We start from the raw sequence: 14317 nt of genomic DNA on the forward strand, positions 1-14317 counted from the left end.
GCAAAACGGCCGCTGGACATCCCCGTGTCATCAACGGATCGTAAGCCGCAATGGAATCGAGACCTGGCAACGCGGGCGCCACCCGCGTGCCGTTGTCGGAAGCGGAGAGCGGCCATGAGCGACGATAGAAAACAATACGCGGCAGCCTGCCATTGCGGCACCGTGCGGTTCCATGTGCGGCTGACGGACGAATTCAACACGCTCCGCCGTTGCACCTGCTCCTATTGCCGCATGCGCGGGGCCATCGCCGCCTCCGCAGCGCTTTCGGATATCGAATTTGAGGCGGGCGAAGACAATCTGACGCTCTATCAATTCAACACGGGCACGGCGAAGCACTATTTCTGCAAGACCTGCGGCATCTACACCCACCACCAGCGCCGTTCCAATCCGAACCAGTTCGGCATCAACGTCGCCTGCATCGACGGCGTCAGCCCCTTCGATTTCGCGGCGGTGGAGGTCATGGACGGCGTTTCCCATCCCGCCGATTCCGGCGCCGGCCCCCGGATCGCCGGAATCCTCCGGTTCGAGCCGGCGAGCTGACGCCGAAGCCGTCTTGCTGCATCAGAGATAAACCACCTCCATGGCGGCGAGCAGGGCGGGATCGGCCATGGAATCGATGGTGACGATCCGCTCGCCCTCCACTTCGATGAGCACGACGACACGCAGCTCGCCGCCCAGAATGACGGCGAGGCCGAGCTGGCCGTCGATGAGGGCGAGCCTTGCGGCGGTCGCCTTGCCCTTGAAATTTGTCGCGACGGCCTGAGCGCCGTGCATTTCCGAGAGCGAGCCGAGCCGCACCGCATCGGCATCCGCGTGGAAGACCACCTCGGGATCCAGCACGGCGAGCAGGCCGGAAAAATCACCGTCGCGAGAGGCCGTGAGGAAGGCGGCGACCACGCGCTTGCGGCGCTCGTAATCCGCTGACGGCGTCTCCGGCAGGCCCTGCACGCGGCGGCGGGCGCGGCTCGCCAGCTGGCGCGCGGCAACCGGCGTGCGGCCGACGATACGGCCGATCTCCTCGAAAGGCACATCGAACATGTCATGCAGCACGAAGGCGAGCCGTTCGGCCGGCGCGAGGCGCTCCAGCACGACGAGGAGTGCTAGGCCGACGGAATCGGCAAGCGCCGTCTGCTCGTCCGCCGCCGCCTGCGGATCGACATGCTGCATCTCGCCACCGTCACCGTCGATCGGGTCTTCGCGGCGCCTCGTGCGGGCGCGCAGCATGTCGAGGCAGATGCGGCCAACGACAGTGGTCAGCCAGCCGGATGGATTGTCGATGCCGTCGCCGCCCGTGCGCTCGAGCCGCAGCCAGGCCTCCTGCACCGCATCTTCCGCCTCAGCGCGCGAGCCCAGCATGCGGAAGGCCACGGCGCTGAGACGCCCGCGTTCGGCCTCGAAACGATCCGTCAGAATATTTTTTTCGCCCATCGGTCACACTCCCTCGTTCAGCGGCGTCATGGCCATGACGAACGAAGCCGCACCGATGTGACAGGGTTCGCAGTCGAAGCGCAAAATCATTGCAAGGAGTATCAAAATGCAATCCCGTATGAACAACATCGTCGCCGTTCTCCCGAAGGTCATGACCGCCATGCAGTCGCTGCAGGCAGTCGCGCAGGATAGTGGCCTTCCGGAAAAGACCGCTCATCTCGTGCATCTGCGCGCCAGCCAGATCAATGGCTGCGGCTTCTGCGTCGACCTGCATCCGCGCATCATGAAGAAGGCCGGCGAGACCGACCGGCGCATCCTTTCGGTCGCCGCCTGGCGCGAGGCGCCGTTCTACACCGATGCGGAGCGGGCGGCCCTTGCGCTCACCGAGGCGCTGACACGCATCGCCGACCGCGAGGAACCGGTGCCGGATACGATCTGGAACGAGGCCGCCCGCCACTATGACGAGAAGACGCTCGCCGCCCTCGTCGTCGAGATCGCTTCGATCAACGTGTGGAACCGCTTCAACGTCGCGACCCGGCAGGTTGCGGGGGAGTGGAACCCGTAAGCCCCTCCCTCACTCGCCCGACGGCCCTTTCCCCTGCCGGAGAAGGGGCCGGCGAGCGCCACCGCCACGATTGCCGTTTCAACAACGCCGTGCTTTCATATCCGCAACTCTTTCAGAGGCGAGCAACGCATGGCCGAGCAGGGTTCTCAATCCAGAGCAGCAGTCGTTCTTGCGTTTGTTTCCGGCTTTTTGATCTTCCGTTGCCTCTGGCGCGTGTTTATCCCGGGCTCGGAATACGCCATGCCACCATGGCCCCTCGTCTCGGTCATCTCCGATATTCTGGTGATGGTCGCGCTTTTCATTATCAAGCCGATGGTGCCGGCAGCCACGGCGGATTCACCGGCCCTTGTCCGGCACGCCACGAAGCTGTTCATCGGCGGGATCATCGCAACGGCGATCATGGTCCTGATCAGGGTGTCCAGCGATCGCGGCTGGTGGACCGGGCATCTGATGTAGCACGCATCCGTCTGCTCCCGCTCTTGCGGGGCGACTTTGCCCATCTGACCGCGCCTCTTCACACCCAAAAGTCACCGCTTGCAGTCCATTCGCCGGCGTGCGACGTCTGTTCCATACTCTTTTCGCATACCAAGGTCCCTTTTCATGTCCGAGAGCGTCATCACCCCGAAGGAGGCCGCGCCGCGGCTTTCCAGCCTGTTTTCCCGCGCCTATCTGTTCGGCACGCTGATGCTTGGTGGCGGAATCATGCTGCATGCGGTGGAGACGTATATTACCGCGACGCTGATGCCCTCGATCGTGCGCGATATCGGCGGCCTTTCGCTGTTTGCCTGGGCGACGACGATCTATGTCGCGGCCTCCGTGCTCGGCTCGACGTTCGTCGCGGTCAGGCCGGAAAGCGTGACGCTCAACCGTTGCTACGTGTTCGGCGCGGTGCTGTTCGGCATCGGCAGCCTCGTCTGCGCCATCGCGCCGACCATGGAGACGGTGTTGATCGGCCGGGCGATCCAGGGGCTCGGCGCAGGTTTTCTCGTGGCCCTCGGTTATGCCTTCATCCGCTTCGTCTATCCGGAGCCGCTGTGGAGCACGGCATCGACGCTCTATGCGGCGGTCTGGGGCATCGCGACCTTCCTCGGCCCGACGATCGGCGGCATCTTTGCGGCCGGCAGCGCCTGGCGCGAGGCCTTTGCACTGCTCGTTCCGCTGTCGATCCTGATGGCGCTTTCCGCGCCGAAACTGCTGCCATCAGGCGAAGGCGAGCGGGTGACGACAAAAACACCCTTCCTTCAGATCGTGCTGCTGGTGGCGGCCGTCGTGCTGCTCTCCTTCGCAAGCTCCGTGACGGCACCGATCCTGCGCGGCGCCCTGGCCGCCGCCGCCGTGCTCGGCGTGATCACCGCCATCACGATCGAGCGGCATACCGAGGCGCGCCTGCTGCCGGCCGGCACGATCAGCCTCTCCTCGCCGCTCGCCCGCGTCTATCTCACCATGCTGCTGTTGCTGGTGACGATCTGCTCGGACGTCTACATTCCCTATTTCCTCCAGGTGCTGCATGCCGTGACGCCGCTGGTCTCCGGCTATCTCGTGGCGCTTCTGGCGCTCGGCTGGACGGTCGCCGCATTTACCACCGCAAGCCTCAAGGGGCGGCGGGCCAATCAGGTCATCCTTGCGGGTGCCGCGATCCTGGCGGTGGCGACGGCGCTGCTCGTCGTCACGCTCGCGCGGTACAATCCGCAGAGTGACATCCTGCCGCTCACCATCGCCACCGTCTTCATCTTCCTGATGGGTTTCGGCATCGGCATGGGCTGGGCGCATCTGGTCACACATGTGCTGCACCTCGCGCCGGCCGGCGAGACGGACAAGGCCTCGGCGGCGATCACCACCATGCAGGCGCTCGGCGCAGCCTTTGGGGCAGCCCTTGCGGGTGTCATCGTCAACTCCACCGGGCTCATCGAACCCGGCGGCACCGAGGGGGCGCTGACGGCGGCGCGCTGGCTCTATTCGCTGCTTGCATTGCCGGCGGCGCTGGCGATCCTGCTGACGCTCAGGCTTCCCGTCGGCAAAACTGCGGCGGCGCATTGAGGATTTGTTAACGGCTTCCGGCGGTCTCGATTGCGACGCCGCCGCCTTCTGCCACAAAGGGCACCTGTCGTCGGGCGTGTCTCGGTGATTCTGTCGTGGGAAGGAATGCCGTCCGTGAGACGCAGCAACAGGCAGAGACTCCCGGGCGAAAGCGGCATGGCGCACAATGATGCGATCCTGCCGCTCACGCTGATCCGCGACCGGGCCACGACCGACCTCATTCTTTCCGGGCTCGATGCCTCCGGCGTCGCCTTCGCGCTGTTTTCGCCGGAAGACGACCTTTCCTACGGTTCCACGGCGTTCAAGGCGCTGTTCGACGTGCGGCCTGGCACGCGCACCTTCGCCGAGATCATGCGCAACTGCCACATGACAAGCACCGGCCCGAAGGTCGATACGCCGATCGAGGATTTTCTCGACATGGCGCGCAAAAAGCGGCGCAGCAGCCCGCAGCGCACCTTCGAGATCGACACCAGCGACGATCGCTGGTTCCTGGTGAACGAGACGCTGCTGCCCGGCGGCTGGCTGTGGCACGTCTTCACCGACATCACCATGCTGAAATCGAATGAACAGGTGCTGCAGCTGGCGCGCGATGCCGCCCAGCGTGCGGCCGACACGGACCCCCTCACCGGCCTCCTCAACCGCCGTGCCGGCATGGAGCGGCTCGCGGCGGAAATGCGCAGTGCCGCGCGCGACGGCACGCCGCTGTCGCTTGCCCTGATCGACCTCGACCATTTCAAGTCGGTCAATGACCGCTACGGCCATAGCAAGGGCGACCAGGTACTCCAGCATTTCGCGGCCGCCGGGCGCCAGCAGTTGCGCGGCGGCGACGTTTTTGCCCGCATCGGCGGCGAGGAATTCCTGGTGCTGATGCCGGAAACCGGCATCGAGGAGGCGGTGAACGCCATCGAGCGGTTGCGCCGCCACATCGCCCGCGAGGAGAACCGCGCGGACCTCAACTGCGCCTACACCATGTCGGCCGGTGTCGCGGAATACTGCAGCACGGCGGCGGAGGATCTTTTCGAGCGGGCCGACCGGGCGCTTTACTGCGCCAAGCGTCACGGCCGCGACCGCATCGAGCAGGCGGACTGAGGACCTCAGTCGAAGGTCAGCATGATCTTCCCGATATGATCGCCATGCTCCATCATGCGATGGCCGGCAGCGGCGTCAGTGTATGGCATGACCGCGTGGATGACCGGCGCGATGCGCCCCTCCTCCAGCAATGGCCAGACTTTCTCCAAAAGCTCGTCGCGAATCGCCTGCTTTTCCACCGCGGTGCGCGGACGCATGGCCGAGCCCATGAGATGCAGGCGCTTTTGCAGGATGGGGGCGAGGCTGACCTTTTCGGCAAAGGTGCCGCCGAGGAAGGCGATGATCGACAGGCGTCCGTCGCGGGCGAGCGACTTCAGGTTCCGCTCGAAATAGGCCGCACCGATCATATCGAGGATGACATCGACGCCGGCCTTCCCGGTTTCTTCCGCGATGACGGTGCAGAAATCCTCGCTGCGGTAGTTGATGGCATAGCTGGCGCCGAGATCCACGCAGGCGTCGCATTTTTCCAACGTGCCGGCCGTCGCAAAGACGCGGGAGCCGAAGGCGCTGGCCAGCTGGATCGCCGTGGTGCCGATGCCGCTCGAGCCACCGTGGATCAATACGCTTTCGCCGGGCTTCAGACCGGCCATCATGAAAAGATTGGCCCAGACGGTGAAAAAGGTTTCCGGCAGGGCCGCCGCCTTGACGGCATCGAAGCCCTTCGGAAAGGGCAGCGCCTGGGTCGCCGGCACTGCGCAATATTGTGCGTAGCCGCCGCCATTCGCCAGCGCGCAGACCTTGTCGCCGATCTCGTAGCCCGTCACATCGTCGCCGATCGCGACGACCTCGCCGGCAATCTCCAGGCCGAGGATGGGGCTGGCATCCGGCGGCGGCGGATAATCGCCCTTGCGCTGCAGCACGTCCGGCCGGTTGATGCCCGCCGCCTCGACGCGTACCAGAAGTTCCCCGCTGCGGGGCTGGGGCGTCCTGCCCTCGGTGACCGCGAGATTATCCGGGCCGCCGTGTTCGCTGAGCCCGACATAGAGCATGGACGATGGAACTGTCATGGCTTTGGCCTCCCGGGCGCGTTTGTGGCGCGCAACCTCTTTCGATGATTCTAGCCTAAAGCGCGAACCATTTGAATCGGTTCCGCCCGTGCCTGCGACATTTGCGACCATGGAAACGTTGCCCCTTTTTTGCCGCAAACCACTGAAATTCCGCCCGTTTCAGGACGGCAAGAATTAAATCTTGTTAATTTGAAAACGGATTTTTCCGGGCCTAGCTTTCATTCCGAAGCCGGGGAGCGCCGGCGGTCATCCCCCAAGACCGCGACGCGACGTCTCCCGGACGGCTTCTTTGTGCCCCGCCCGGGGCCAATCCAGGACGACACAAATGCGTGTTCTTCTTTCCAATCTTGCCATCGTCACCGTTCTCACCACACCGGCTCTTGCGCTGGCCGCCCCCCAAATGGCGACCGGGACGGTCAAGGACTATAACAAGGCGTCGATGTCTCTGACGCTCAATGACGGCACCACCTTCCAGCTTCCCAAGGGGTTCCACGATCCCGGACTGAAGACTGGCGAGAAGGTATCCGTCTCCTTTGACATGTCCGGCAAGAACCACCAGGCGAAGACCGTAAAAATCCTTCGCTGATGTGGCTGGGGGGCGGGTTTCGACGAGCCCGCCTCCTTTGACGAAAGCATTTCCGCATTTCTTCGAATTGCGAAAACGCTCATACCCTTTTGTTTTCGCGCAATTCCAAATGCAAAACCGCCGCGCACTTTTGCTGGAATTGCTCTACGGCGCAGCCACGGGCTGCGCTCCGGCGGATGTCGAGGACAGCACGAGCCCCCCGTCGCTTCCCTTGGCATCCGCCTTCAAGGCGGCGATCCGGCTGCTGATCTGCCCCGCCTCGCCGATCACCTCGCCCTCCGGCACGACCAGAGCCACGGCAGAGCAGCGCATCAACGGGAAACGCGTCGCATTGCCGGCGCGGTCGCGCCCGCGGATTTCCCCGGCAAGACGATCCTCCGGCGAGTAGAGCGAGCGCACCTCGCGGGCGAAATCGGCAAGCAGGCGCTCCAGAATCTCCCGCACCGCCTCGACCGGCCGGTTGCAGATGCCGGCAAAAAAATCATCGCCGCCGACATGGCCGATGAAAACATCGTCACCAATGAATTCGCGGCGCATCAGCGAGGCGAACATCGAGAGCGCGAGGTCGCCCTTGTGAAAGCCGTAGAGATCGTTGAACGGCTTGAAATTGTCGAAATCGAAGTAGCACAGGCAGCGCAGCTCGTCGCCGTCGAGCGCCTTGTCCTGCAGGTAGTCGCGGATCGAGCGGTTGCCGGGAAGGCCGGTCAGCGGGTTCTGGTCCTCCGCCGTCTTCAGCCGCTTCTCATTGATGATCTTCAAGAGCGACGAGGCGGACAGAATGCCGGCATAACGCAGGTTCTCCGTCATGATCACGCATTCATTGCCGCCCATGCCTGTGAAGACATCGAGCAGTTGCTCGGCCGGCGTGTCGAGATCGGCGATCGGCGCCGTCGTGACGAAATGCGAGAGGGTCTTCTGGTAGAGCTTGTTCTTCAGGAGGTCGCGTCCGAACGGGTGATAGCTCAGCTCCTTCACATGGTATTCGTGCAGGATGCCGCGCGGCTCGTCATTGGCGTTGAGCACCGGGAAGAAGGTGCGCTTGGGATCGCGGCGGAAGAACTCGAAGACCGATTCGAGGCTTTCGTTCTCGCGCAGCACCGCGACCTGCTCGATCTCGCGGCGGATGAGGATGCTGTCCAGCGTGCGGGAATTGCGACGGATGCCGCCGGCGCGGGTGACCTGCGGGTAGACCGGGCTCAGCGTGGAAAAATCGGTGACGGGCCGGGAGACGAACCAGCCCTGCACCAGATCGCAGCCGGCCTCGCGGCAGGCGACGAACTCCGCCTCGCTCTCCACGCCTTCCGCGATGACGCGGATGCCGAGTACATGGGCGGCGTTGACGGTGTTGCGCACCAGATGGCGTTTTCGCGCATCGGCTTCCATGCCGGAAATGAAATGGCGATCGATCTTGAGATAGTCGACCTGATGATCGCAGAGCAATTTCAGGCCGTTATGGCCGACGCCGAAATCGTCGATGGCGAGCTTGAAGCCGGCAAGGCGGAGCTTGCGCACCAGGATGGCGAAATCCGGCAGCGTATCGTTGTCGAAGCGCTCGGAAATCTCAAAGCAGATCGACGACGCCGGAATGCCGGCGCGGCCAAGATGGCCGGCAAGCCGCTCGACGAGGTCCGCACCCTCCGGCACCAGACGGGAATCGAGATTGATGAACAGCGTGCGCGAGCGAAAATCCGGCAGGGCCGCGAAGGCGGCAATCGCGCGGCTGTTGACCATATGCTCCAGCGCCAGAAGCTGGCCTGCCTCATGCGCCCGGTCGATCAGGTCGAGCGGCGAGCGGAAACCGAGGCGGTCGAAGCCGCGCATCAGCGATTCGTAGCCGAACACCGCGCCGGTGGCAGCCTCGACGATCGGCTGGAAGGCCGTTTCGATCACCAGCTTGGCGAGGGTGACGATCTCGCCATCTCCAAAACGGCGAAGCGCTAGCAATTCGGCGGCGGACATAGGGCACTCCGGGGCGTGAACTTTGCCGCGAAGTCTCGCCTGCGAGAGCTGAAAAATCCGTTTCCGTAATGTGACAGTTCGATGAAACTTCAATGACTACAAGGAGTTGAAAAAGAAGCGCCTCATATAGGCAAAGCGAGCAGCAGGGCACCGCCGCCGATCATCGCGACGGCGAGCCAATGGGCCGTCGAAAGCTGCTCGCCGAGAAACAGAACGGCAAAGACCGCGACGAGCACGACACTGAGCTTGTCGACGGGAGCGACCTGCGCGGCCTTGCCGATCTGCAAGGCGCGAAAATAGCAGAGCCAGGAGGCGCCGGTCGCCAAACCCGAGAGAACGAGGAAAATCCAGCTCCTTGTCGGCACGGAACCGGGCGCCTGCCAGTTGCCGGCAAGCGTCAGCATGAGGGCCAGCGCCAGCAGGATCACCACGGTGCGCACGAAGGTGGCGAAATCGGAATTGACCTCGGCAATGCCGATCTTGGCGAAGATCGCCGTCAGCGCGGCGAAGACGGCGGAACCGAGCGCCCAGACCTGCCAGGACGTCAAAAGCGCCTTCACAGTGCACCTCCTGCGAGCATAAGCCGCGATAGCGCAAGCCCCGCTGCCACGGCGACGAGCGACAGGATCACCGAGGCGCCGACATAAAGCGCGGCAAGCCCCACCTCGCCGCGCTCCCAGAGCAGCGCCGCATCAAGCGAAAAGGCGGAGAAGGTGGTGAAGCCGCCGAGGATACCGGTCGTCAGGAACAGCCGCGCCTCCTGCGGCAGGTGCCCGCGAAAGGCGAAGAAACCGGCGATCAACCCCATCAGCAGGCAGCCGAAGACGTTGATGACGAGCGTGCCGACGGGAAAGGCCGGGCCGAACAGCCGCATGGCCAACACATTCACGCCATGGCGGCCGGCACCACCGATGCCGGCCCCGAGAAAGACGATCAGGTAACCCATATCCGTCGGCTACTTGCGCAGCGCCAGGCCGAAGGCGATCAGCGCCCAGCCCTGCATGGCGAGGTCGAAGGCGAGGAAGAGGCCAAGCAGCCACAGGCTGTTGACCGGCCAGCCGAGCAGGAAGACCACGCCGGCGAGCGCGGTAACGACGCCGCCCGCCATCAGCCAGCCCCAGCCCTTTTCCGGCCGGACGCGCCAGGCGGCAAAGATGCGGAAGACACCGGCGACGAGCAGTGCCGCGGCCATCAGCAAGGTGAGCACGGCCGATGTCAGTACCGGATTGACGAAGGCCAGCACGCCAGCCGCGAGATAAAGCAGCGCGCTCAGCGCCCAAGCAATGGTCTCCCGCCACGCCTTGACCTGGAAGGCGTGAGCCAGATGCACCGCGCCGCCGACGATCATCAGCATGCCGACATAATAGACCGAGGCGACCGTCGCGATGAACAGGTTGGCCGCGGCGATGCCGCCGAAAACCAGCAGGACGGCGCCAAGGGCGACGAACCAGCCCCATTTGGCGCGAACCTCGGAGAGAGGGTTCATTCCGGGAGAGAGGACCATGTTTCACCTCGAAAAATGAATGAAAACAAGACCACGCTAACACGAAAAGCATCACCTTCGCGACATCTGATTGTGCGGCAAAAGGCGAAAGATTTTTATTGATTGATCACTCAATTAAAAATACGTTGGCCCGAGAGTGAGGAACCGACATGCCGAAGGTTGGAATGGAGCCGGTGCGCCGCAAGGCGCTGGTGGACGCGACGCTGAGGGCGGTCGGCGACCATGGCTCGTTGACCGTCACCATGTCGGAGATCGCCCGCCATGCCGGTGTGTCGCCAGCCCTTGCCCACCACTATTTCGGCTCCAAGGAACAGCTCGTCATCGAGACGATCCGCAGCCTGTTGCGCCAGCTGCGCACTGATGCGGTTGCGGCCCTCAAGGCGGCCACGACGCCGCGCGAAAAGCTGTCGGCGGTCATCCGGGTGAATTTCCAGGCGCACCAGTTCGCACCGGAGACGGTGGCTGCGTGGCTTGCCTTCTATTCGGAGGCGCAGCGCTCGGAAGAAGTGCGCCGCCTGCTCGTCGTCTATGCGCGGCGGCTGAACTCAAACCTGCTGTCGAGCCTCAGGCAGCTCTGCCCCGACGGGGTCGCGTCGGATATTGCCGACGGTGCGGCCGCGATGATCGACGGGCTATATCTCCGGCAGGGGTTGAAATCCGCGCCGGTCAGCATCGAGTCGTCGATTGCGTTGACGGAAGGCTATGTGACGGCCCAGCTGGCCGCTGCCGATGCGATAACCGCCCACCCTCCCGTTGAAACAGGGCAAGCACCGAGGGACCAAGAGACGGCTCCTCCTTCCCCTTCTCCCCGGCGGGGAGAAGGTGCCGGCAGGCGGATGAGGGGGCCAAGCGGATGAAAGTCTTAGCTTTTGTGCCTTCGGCATCCTCCTCATCCCGCTGCCGCGACCTTCTCCCCGCTGGGGAGAAGGGGTTTTGTGGCAACGCCTGTAGTCCCTATGCGACTGCCCCTTTCCTTGAGGGGAGAGTCGGAGCAAGGCGCCGGGCTCGAGGTATTACGCCAAGCGCTGTCGCAGGATCGCCCCCACTCGCCGCTTCGCGGCGACCTCCTCCCTAAAGGGAGCGGTAAAATCTGCCAAACGCCAAGTCTGCATTCGTTCCAAGGATCCGTCCGTGACCGCCAGCAAGCCGAACATCCTGATCATCATGGTCGACCAGCTCAACGGGAAATTTTTCCCGGATGGCCCGGCGGACTGGCTGCATGCGCCGCATATCAAGGCGCTCGCCGCGCGCTCGGCGCGCTTTCGCAACAACTATACCTCCTCGCCGCTCTGCGCCCCCGCCCGCGCCTCCTTCATGGCCGGGCAACTGCCGAGCCGTACGCGGGTCTATGACAATGCGGCGGAATACGTCTCCTCCATCCCGACCTTCGCACATCACCTGCGCCGCGCCGGCTATTACACGGCCCTGTCCGGCAAGATGCACTTCGTCGGGCCGGACCAGTTGCACGGCTTCGAGGAGCGGCTGACGACGGACATCTACCCGGCGGATTTCGGCTGGACGCCTGATTACCGCAAGCCGGGCGAGCGTATCGACTGGTGGTATCACAATATGGGATCGGTGAAGGGCGCAGGTGTCGCCGAGATCACCAACCAGATGGAATATGACGACGAGGTCGCCTTCCTCGCCAACCAGAAGCTCTACCAGCTGTCGCGCGACAATGACGATATCTACCGCCGCCCGTGGAGCCTCACCGTCTCCTTCACTCACCCGCACGACCCCTATGTGGCACGCCGGAAATTCTGGGACCTCTACGAGGATTGCGAACACCTGATGCCCGAGGTCGGCATGCTGGAAGAGCAGGACCCGCATTCGGGGCGCATCCTGCACTCCTGCGACTATGCCGGCTTCGCGATCAGCGGCGAGGACGTGCGCCGCTCCCGCCAGGCCTATTTCGCCAACATCTCCTATCTCGACGAGAAGGTCGGCGAACTCATCGATACGCTGACGCGCACGCGTATGCTGGACGAGACGCTCATCCTGTTCTGCTCGGACCACGGCGACATGCTCGGCGAGCGCGGCCTGTGGTTCAAGATGAACTTCTTCGAGGGCTCGGCCCGCGTGCCGCTGATGATATCAGGCCCCGGCGTCACCCCCGGCCTGCACCTCGCGCCCTCCTCCAACCTCGACGTGACGCCGACGCTCTGTGATCTCGCCGGCATCTCCATGGAAGACGTCATGCCGTGGACGGACGGCGAGAGCCTCCTGCCGATCATCAACGGCGCCGAGCGCATCTCGCCCGTGTTGATGGAATATGCGGCGGAGGCCTCCTATGCGCCGATCGTCGGCATCCGCGAGGGCAAGTGGAAATACATTCACTGCGAACTCGACCCGGAGCAACTCTACGACCTCGATGCCGATCCGCTGGAACTCAGCAATCTGGCGACCTCGGACAATCCGGTCATCAAGGCGACGCTGGAGGCCTTTAGACAGATGCGCGAGGCGCGCTGGGACATGGCGGAGTTCGACGCCGCCGTGCGTGAAAGCCAGGCGCGGCGCTGGGTGGTCTATGAGGCGCTGCGGAACGGTGCCTATTATCCATGGGACCACCAGCCGCTGCAGAAGGCCTCCGAACGCTACATGCGCAACCACATGAACCTCGACAATCTCGAGGAATCCAAACGTTACCCGCGGGGAGAATAAGATGAGAGCCCAACCGAAAGCCTCGCACTTCATCGATGGCGAGTATGTCGAGGATGCCGCCGGCACGCCCTTCGACAGCCTTTACCCTGCCACCGGCGAGGTGATCGCCAGGCTGCATGCGGCAACGCCCGATATCGTCGAGAAGGCCATCGCATCGGCCAAGCGCGCGCAGAAGGAATGGGCCGCGATGAGCCCCACGGCGCGTGGGCGTATCCTGAAGCGCGCAGCCGACATCATGCGCGAGAGAAACCGCGAACTTTCGGAGCTCGAAACGCTCGACACCGGCAAGCCGATCCAGGAGACGATCATCGCGGATCCGACCTCGGGCGCCGACGCCTTCGAGTTCTTCGGCGGCATCGCGGCAGCCGGGCTCAACGGCGACTATATCCCGCTCGGCCAGGATTTCGCCTTCACCAAGCGCGTGCCGCTCGGGGTCTGCGTCGGCATCGGCGCGTGGAACTATCCGCAGCAGATCGCCTGCTGGAAGGGCGCCCCTGCCCTCATCTGCGGCAATGCCATGGTGTTCAAGCCATCGGAAAACACACCGCTCGGCGCGCTGAAGATCGCCGAAATCCTGCATGAAGCCGGGCTGCCGAAGGGGCTCTACAACGTCATCCAGGGGGATCGTGCAACCGGGCCGCTGCTCGTCAATCATCCGGATGTCGCCAAGGTGTCGCTCACCGGCTCCGTGCCGACGGGCAAGAAGGTGGCGGGTGCGGCCGCCTCCGACCTCAAGCACGTCACGATGGAACTCGGCGGCAAGTCGCCGCTCATCGTCTTCGACGACGCCGACCTCGAAAGCGCCATCGGCGGCGCCATGCTCGGCAATTTCTATTCGACGGGCCAGGTCTGCTCGAACGGCACCCGCGTCTTCGTGCAGAAGGGCATCAAGGACAAGTTCCTCACCCGCCTGAAGGCGCGCACGGAAAAAATCCTGATCGGCGACCCGATGGAAGAAGCGACGCAGCTCGGACCGATGGTCTCGAAGGCGCAGCGCGACAAGGTTCTGGATTACATCGCGAAGGGCAAGGCCGAGGGTGCGACACTCATCACCGGCGGTGGCATTCCGAACGACGTTTCGGGCGACGGCTACTACATCCAGCCCACGGTCTTTGCCGATGTCACCGATGACATGACGATCGCCCGCGAAGAGATTTTCGGCCCGGTCATGTGCGTGCTCGCCTTCAACCACGAGGACGAGGTGATCGCCCGCGGCAATGCCACGGAATTCGGCCTCTCCGGCGGCGTCTTCACGTCAGACATCACCCGCGCCCACCGCGTCGTCGACCAACTCGAAGCCGGTACGCTGTGGATCAACACCTACAACCTCGCCCCGGTGGAAATCCCCTTCGGCGGCTCCAAGCAGTCGGGCTTCGGGCGGGAGAACTCGCTTGCCGCGCTGGAGCACTATTCGGAGCTGAAGACGGTGTACGTGTCCATGGGCAAGGTCGAGGCGCCGTATTGAGATGCGAAGGCAGCGC

Annotated in this window: 15 protein-coding genes; 9 read left to right on the forward strand and 6 right to left on the reverse strand. The window is 63.9% G+C overall.

What is annotated here, in order from left to right; translation table 11 throughout:
* The first annotated feature begins 114 nt into the window (after positions 1-114).
* Entirely contained in the window at positions 115-540 is a 426-nt protein-coding gene (locus tag AC1RT2_RS07055) for a GFA family protein (protein ID WP_493100634.1), read from the forward strand.
* A gap of 21 nt (positions 541-561) precedes the next feature.
* On the opposite strand, the gene AC1RT2_RS07060 is transcribed toward AC1RT2_RS07055, so the two are convergent.
* Complete coding sequence (locus tag AC1RT2_RS07060; protein ID WP_493100636.1) at positions 562-1428, reverse strand: sigma-70 family RNA polymerase sigma factor; 867 nt, start codon at positions 1426-1428, stop codon at positions 562-564.
* Between the two features lie 106 nt (positions 1429-1534).
* Between AC1RT2_RS07060 and AC1RT2_RS07065 the strand changes: the two genes are divergently transcribed.
* The 4 genes from AC1RT2_RS07065 to AC1RT2_RS07080 all read left to right on the forward strand — a co-directional run bounded on the left by AC1RT2_RS07065 (position 1535) and on the right by AC1RT2_RS07080 (position 5119).
* A complete protein-coding gene (locus AC1RT2_RS07065; protein WP_069059499.1) occupies positions 1535-1993 on the forward strand; it encodes a carboxymuconolactone decarboxylase family protein in 459 nt (152 codons plus the stop codon).
* A gap of 129 nt (positions 1994-2122) precedes the next feature.
* Positions 2123-2449, forward strand: a complete 327-nt coding sequence (locus AC1RT2_RS07070; protein WP_069059500.1) for a hypothetical protein — start codon at positions 2123-2125, stop codon at positions 2447-2449.
* 144 nt (positions 2450-2593) lie between these two features.
* Complete coding sequence (locus AC1RT2_RS07075) at positions 2594-4030, forward strand: MFS transporter (protein ID WP_493100639.1); 1437 nt, start codon at positions 2594-2596, stop codon at positions 4028-4030.
* A 156-nt stretch (positions 4031-4186) separates the two neighbouring features.
* Positions 4187-5119 carry a sensor domain-containing diguanylate cyclase gene (locus AC1RT2_RS07080; RefSeq protein ID WP_493100641.1) on the forward strand — a complete coding sequence of 311 codons (933 nt, stop codon included), beginning with the start codon at positions 4187-4189 and terminating at the stop codon, positions 5117-5119.
* Between the two features lie 5 nt (positions 5120-5124).
* Here AC1RT2_RS07080 and AC1RT2_RS07085 read toward each other — a convergent pair whose 3' ends face one another.
* Positions 5125-6126 carry an NAD(P)H-quinone oxidoreductase gene (locus AC1RT2_RS07085; RefSeq protein WP_493100643.1) on the reverse strand — a complete coding sequence of 334 codons (1002 nt, stop codon included), beginning with the start codon at positions 6124-6126 and terminating at the stop codon, positions 5125-5127.
* Positions 6127-6451: 325 nt separating this feature from the next.
* Between AC1RT2_RS07085 and AC1RT2_RS07090 the strand changes: the two genes are divergently transcribed.
* Positions 6452-6712, forward strand: coding sequence for a DUF1344 domain-containing protein (locus AC1RT2_RS07090; RefSeq protein WP_069059503.1), 261 nt, complete (start codon positions 6452-6454; stop codon positions 6710-6712).
* 144 nt (positions 6713-6856) lie between these two features.
* Here AC1RT2_RS07090 and AC1RT2_RS07095 read toward each other — a convergent pair whose 3' ends face one another.
* From AC1RT2_RS07095 to AC1RT2_RS07110, 4 genes are all read right to left on the reverse strand, one after another.
* The gene (locus AC1RT2_RS07095) at positions 6857-8671 is read right to left on the reverse strand and encodes an EAL domain-containing protein (RefSeq protein ID WP_493100645.1); all 1815 of its coding nucleotides are present in this window, start codon (positions 8669-8671) and stop codon (positions 6857-6859) included.
* Between the two features lie 122 nt (positions 8672-8793).
* On the reverse strand, positions 8794-9231 hold the full coding sequence (locus tag AC1RT2_RS07100) for an EamA family transporter (protein WP_493100647.1): 438 nt from the start codon (positions 9229-9231) through the stop codon (positions 8794-8796).
* Positions 9228-9617, reverse strand: a complete 390-nt coding sequence (gene crcB / locus AC1RT2_RS07105) for a fluoride efflux transporter CrcB (RefSeq protein WP_069059506.1) — start codon at positions 9615-9617, stop codon at positions 9228-9230. The genes AC1RT2_RS07100 and crcB overlap by 4 nt, the downstream gene beginning before the upstream one ends.
* Before the next feature lie 9 nt (positions 9618-9626).
* Complete coding sequence (locus AC1RT2_RS07110; RefSeq protein ID WP_069059507.1) at positions 9627-10175, reverse strand: HdeD family acid-resistance protein; 549 nt, start codon at positions 10173-10175, stop codon at positions 9627-9629.
* Between the two features lie 149 nt (positions 10176-10324).
* Here AC1RT2_RS07110 and betI point away from each other — a divergent pair, with 149 nt between their 5' ends.
* The 3 genes from betI to betB all read left to right on the forward strand — a co-directional run bounded on the left by betI (position 10325) and on the right by betB (position 14301).
* Positions 10325-11032, forward strand: coding sequence for a transcriptional regulator BetI (gene betI, locus AC1RT2_RS07115; RefSeq protein WP_493100650.1), 708 nt, complete (start codon positions 10325-10327; stop codon positions 11030-11032).
* Positions 11033-11306: 274 nt separating this feature from the next.
* The gene (betC, locus tag AC1RT2_RS07120) at positions 11307-12836 is read left to right on the forward strand and encodes a choline-sulfatase (RefSeq protein WP_493100652.1); all 1530 of its coding nucleotides are present in this window, start codon (positions 11307-11309) and stop codon (positions 12834-12836) included.
* A gap of 1 nt (position 12837) precedes the next feature.
* Positions 12838-14301 carry a betaine-aldehyde dehydrogenase gene (gene betB, locus AC1RT2_RS07125; protein ID WP_493100655.1) on the forward strand — a complete coding sequence of 488 codons (1464 nt, stop codon included), beginning with the start codon at positions 12838-12840 and terminating at the stop codon, positions 14299-14301.
* The last annotated feature ends 16 nt before the right edge of the window (positions 14302-14317 follow it).

This window comes from Shinella sp. GW821-FHT11G07, assembly GCF_058808115.1.

Excerpts from the sequence above, each read along its gene's own strand:
- AC1RT2_RS07060 (WP_493100636.1), bottom strand. The coding sequence starts at position 1,428 with ATGGGCGAAAAAAATATTCTGACGGATCGTTTCGAGGCCGAACGCGGG.
- AC1RT2_RS07055 (WP_493100634.1), top strand. The coding sequence starts at position 115 with ATGAGCGACGATAGAAAACAATACGCGGCAGCCTGCCATTGCGGCACC.
- AC1RT2_RS07110 (WP_069059507.1), bottom strand. The coding sequence starts at position 10,175 with ATGGTCCTCTCTCCCGGAATGAACCCTCTCTCCGAGGTTCGCGCCAAA.
- AC1RT2_RS07075 (WP_493100639.1), top strand. The coding sequence starts at position 2,594 with ATGTCCGAGAGCGTCATCACCCCGAAGGAGGCCGCGCCGCGGCTTTCC.
- AC1RT2_RS07085 (WP_493100643.1), bottom strand. The coding sequence starts at position 6,126 with ATGACAGTTCCATCGTCCATGCTCTATGTCGGGCTCAGCGAACACGGC.
- betI (WP_493100650.1), top strand. The coding sequence starts at position 10,325 with ATGCCGAAGGTTGGAATGGAGCCGGTGCGCCGCAAGGCGCTGGTGGAC.
- AC1RT2_RS07080 (WP_493100641.1), top strand. The coding sequence starts at position 4,187 with ATGGCGCACAATGATGCGATCCTGCCGCTCACGCTGATCCGCGACCGG.
- AC1RT2_RS07095 (WP_493100645.1), bottom strand. The coding sequence starts at position 8,671 with ATGTCCGCCGCCGAATTGCTAGCGCTTCGCCGTTTTGGAGATGGCGAG.
- betB (WP_493100655.1), top strand. The coding sequence starts at position 12,838 with ATGAGAGCCCAACCGAAAGCCTCGCACTTCATCGATGGCGAGTATGTC.
- AC1RT2_RS07090 (WP_069059503.1), top strand. The coding sequence starts at position 6,452 with ATGCGTGTTCTTCTTTCCAATCTTGCCATCGTCACCGTTCTCACCACA.
- AC1RT2_RS07070 (WP_069059500.1), top strand. The coding sequence starts at position 2,123 with ATGGCCGAGCAGGGTTCTCAATCCAGAGCAGCAGTCGTTCTTGCGTTT.
- AC1RT2_RS07065 (WP_069059499.1), top strand. The coding sequence starts at position 1,535 with ATGCAATCCCGTATGAACAACATCGTCGCCGTTCTCCCGAAGGTCATG.
- crcB (WP_069059506.1), bottom strand. The coding sequence starts at position 9,617 with ATGGGTTACCTGATCGTCTTTCTCGGGGCCGGCATCGGTGGTGCCGGC.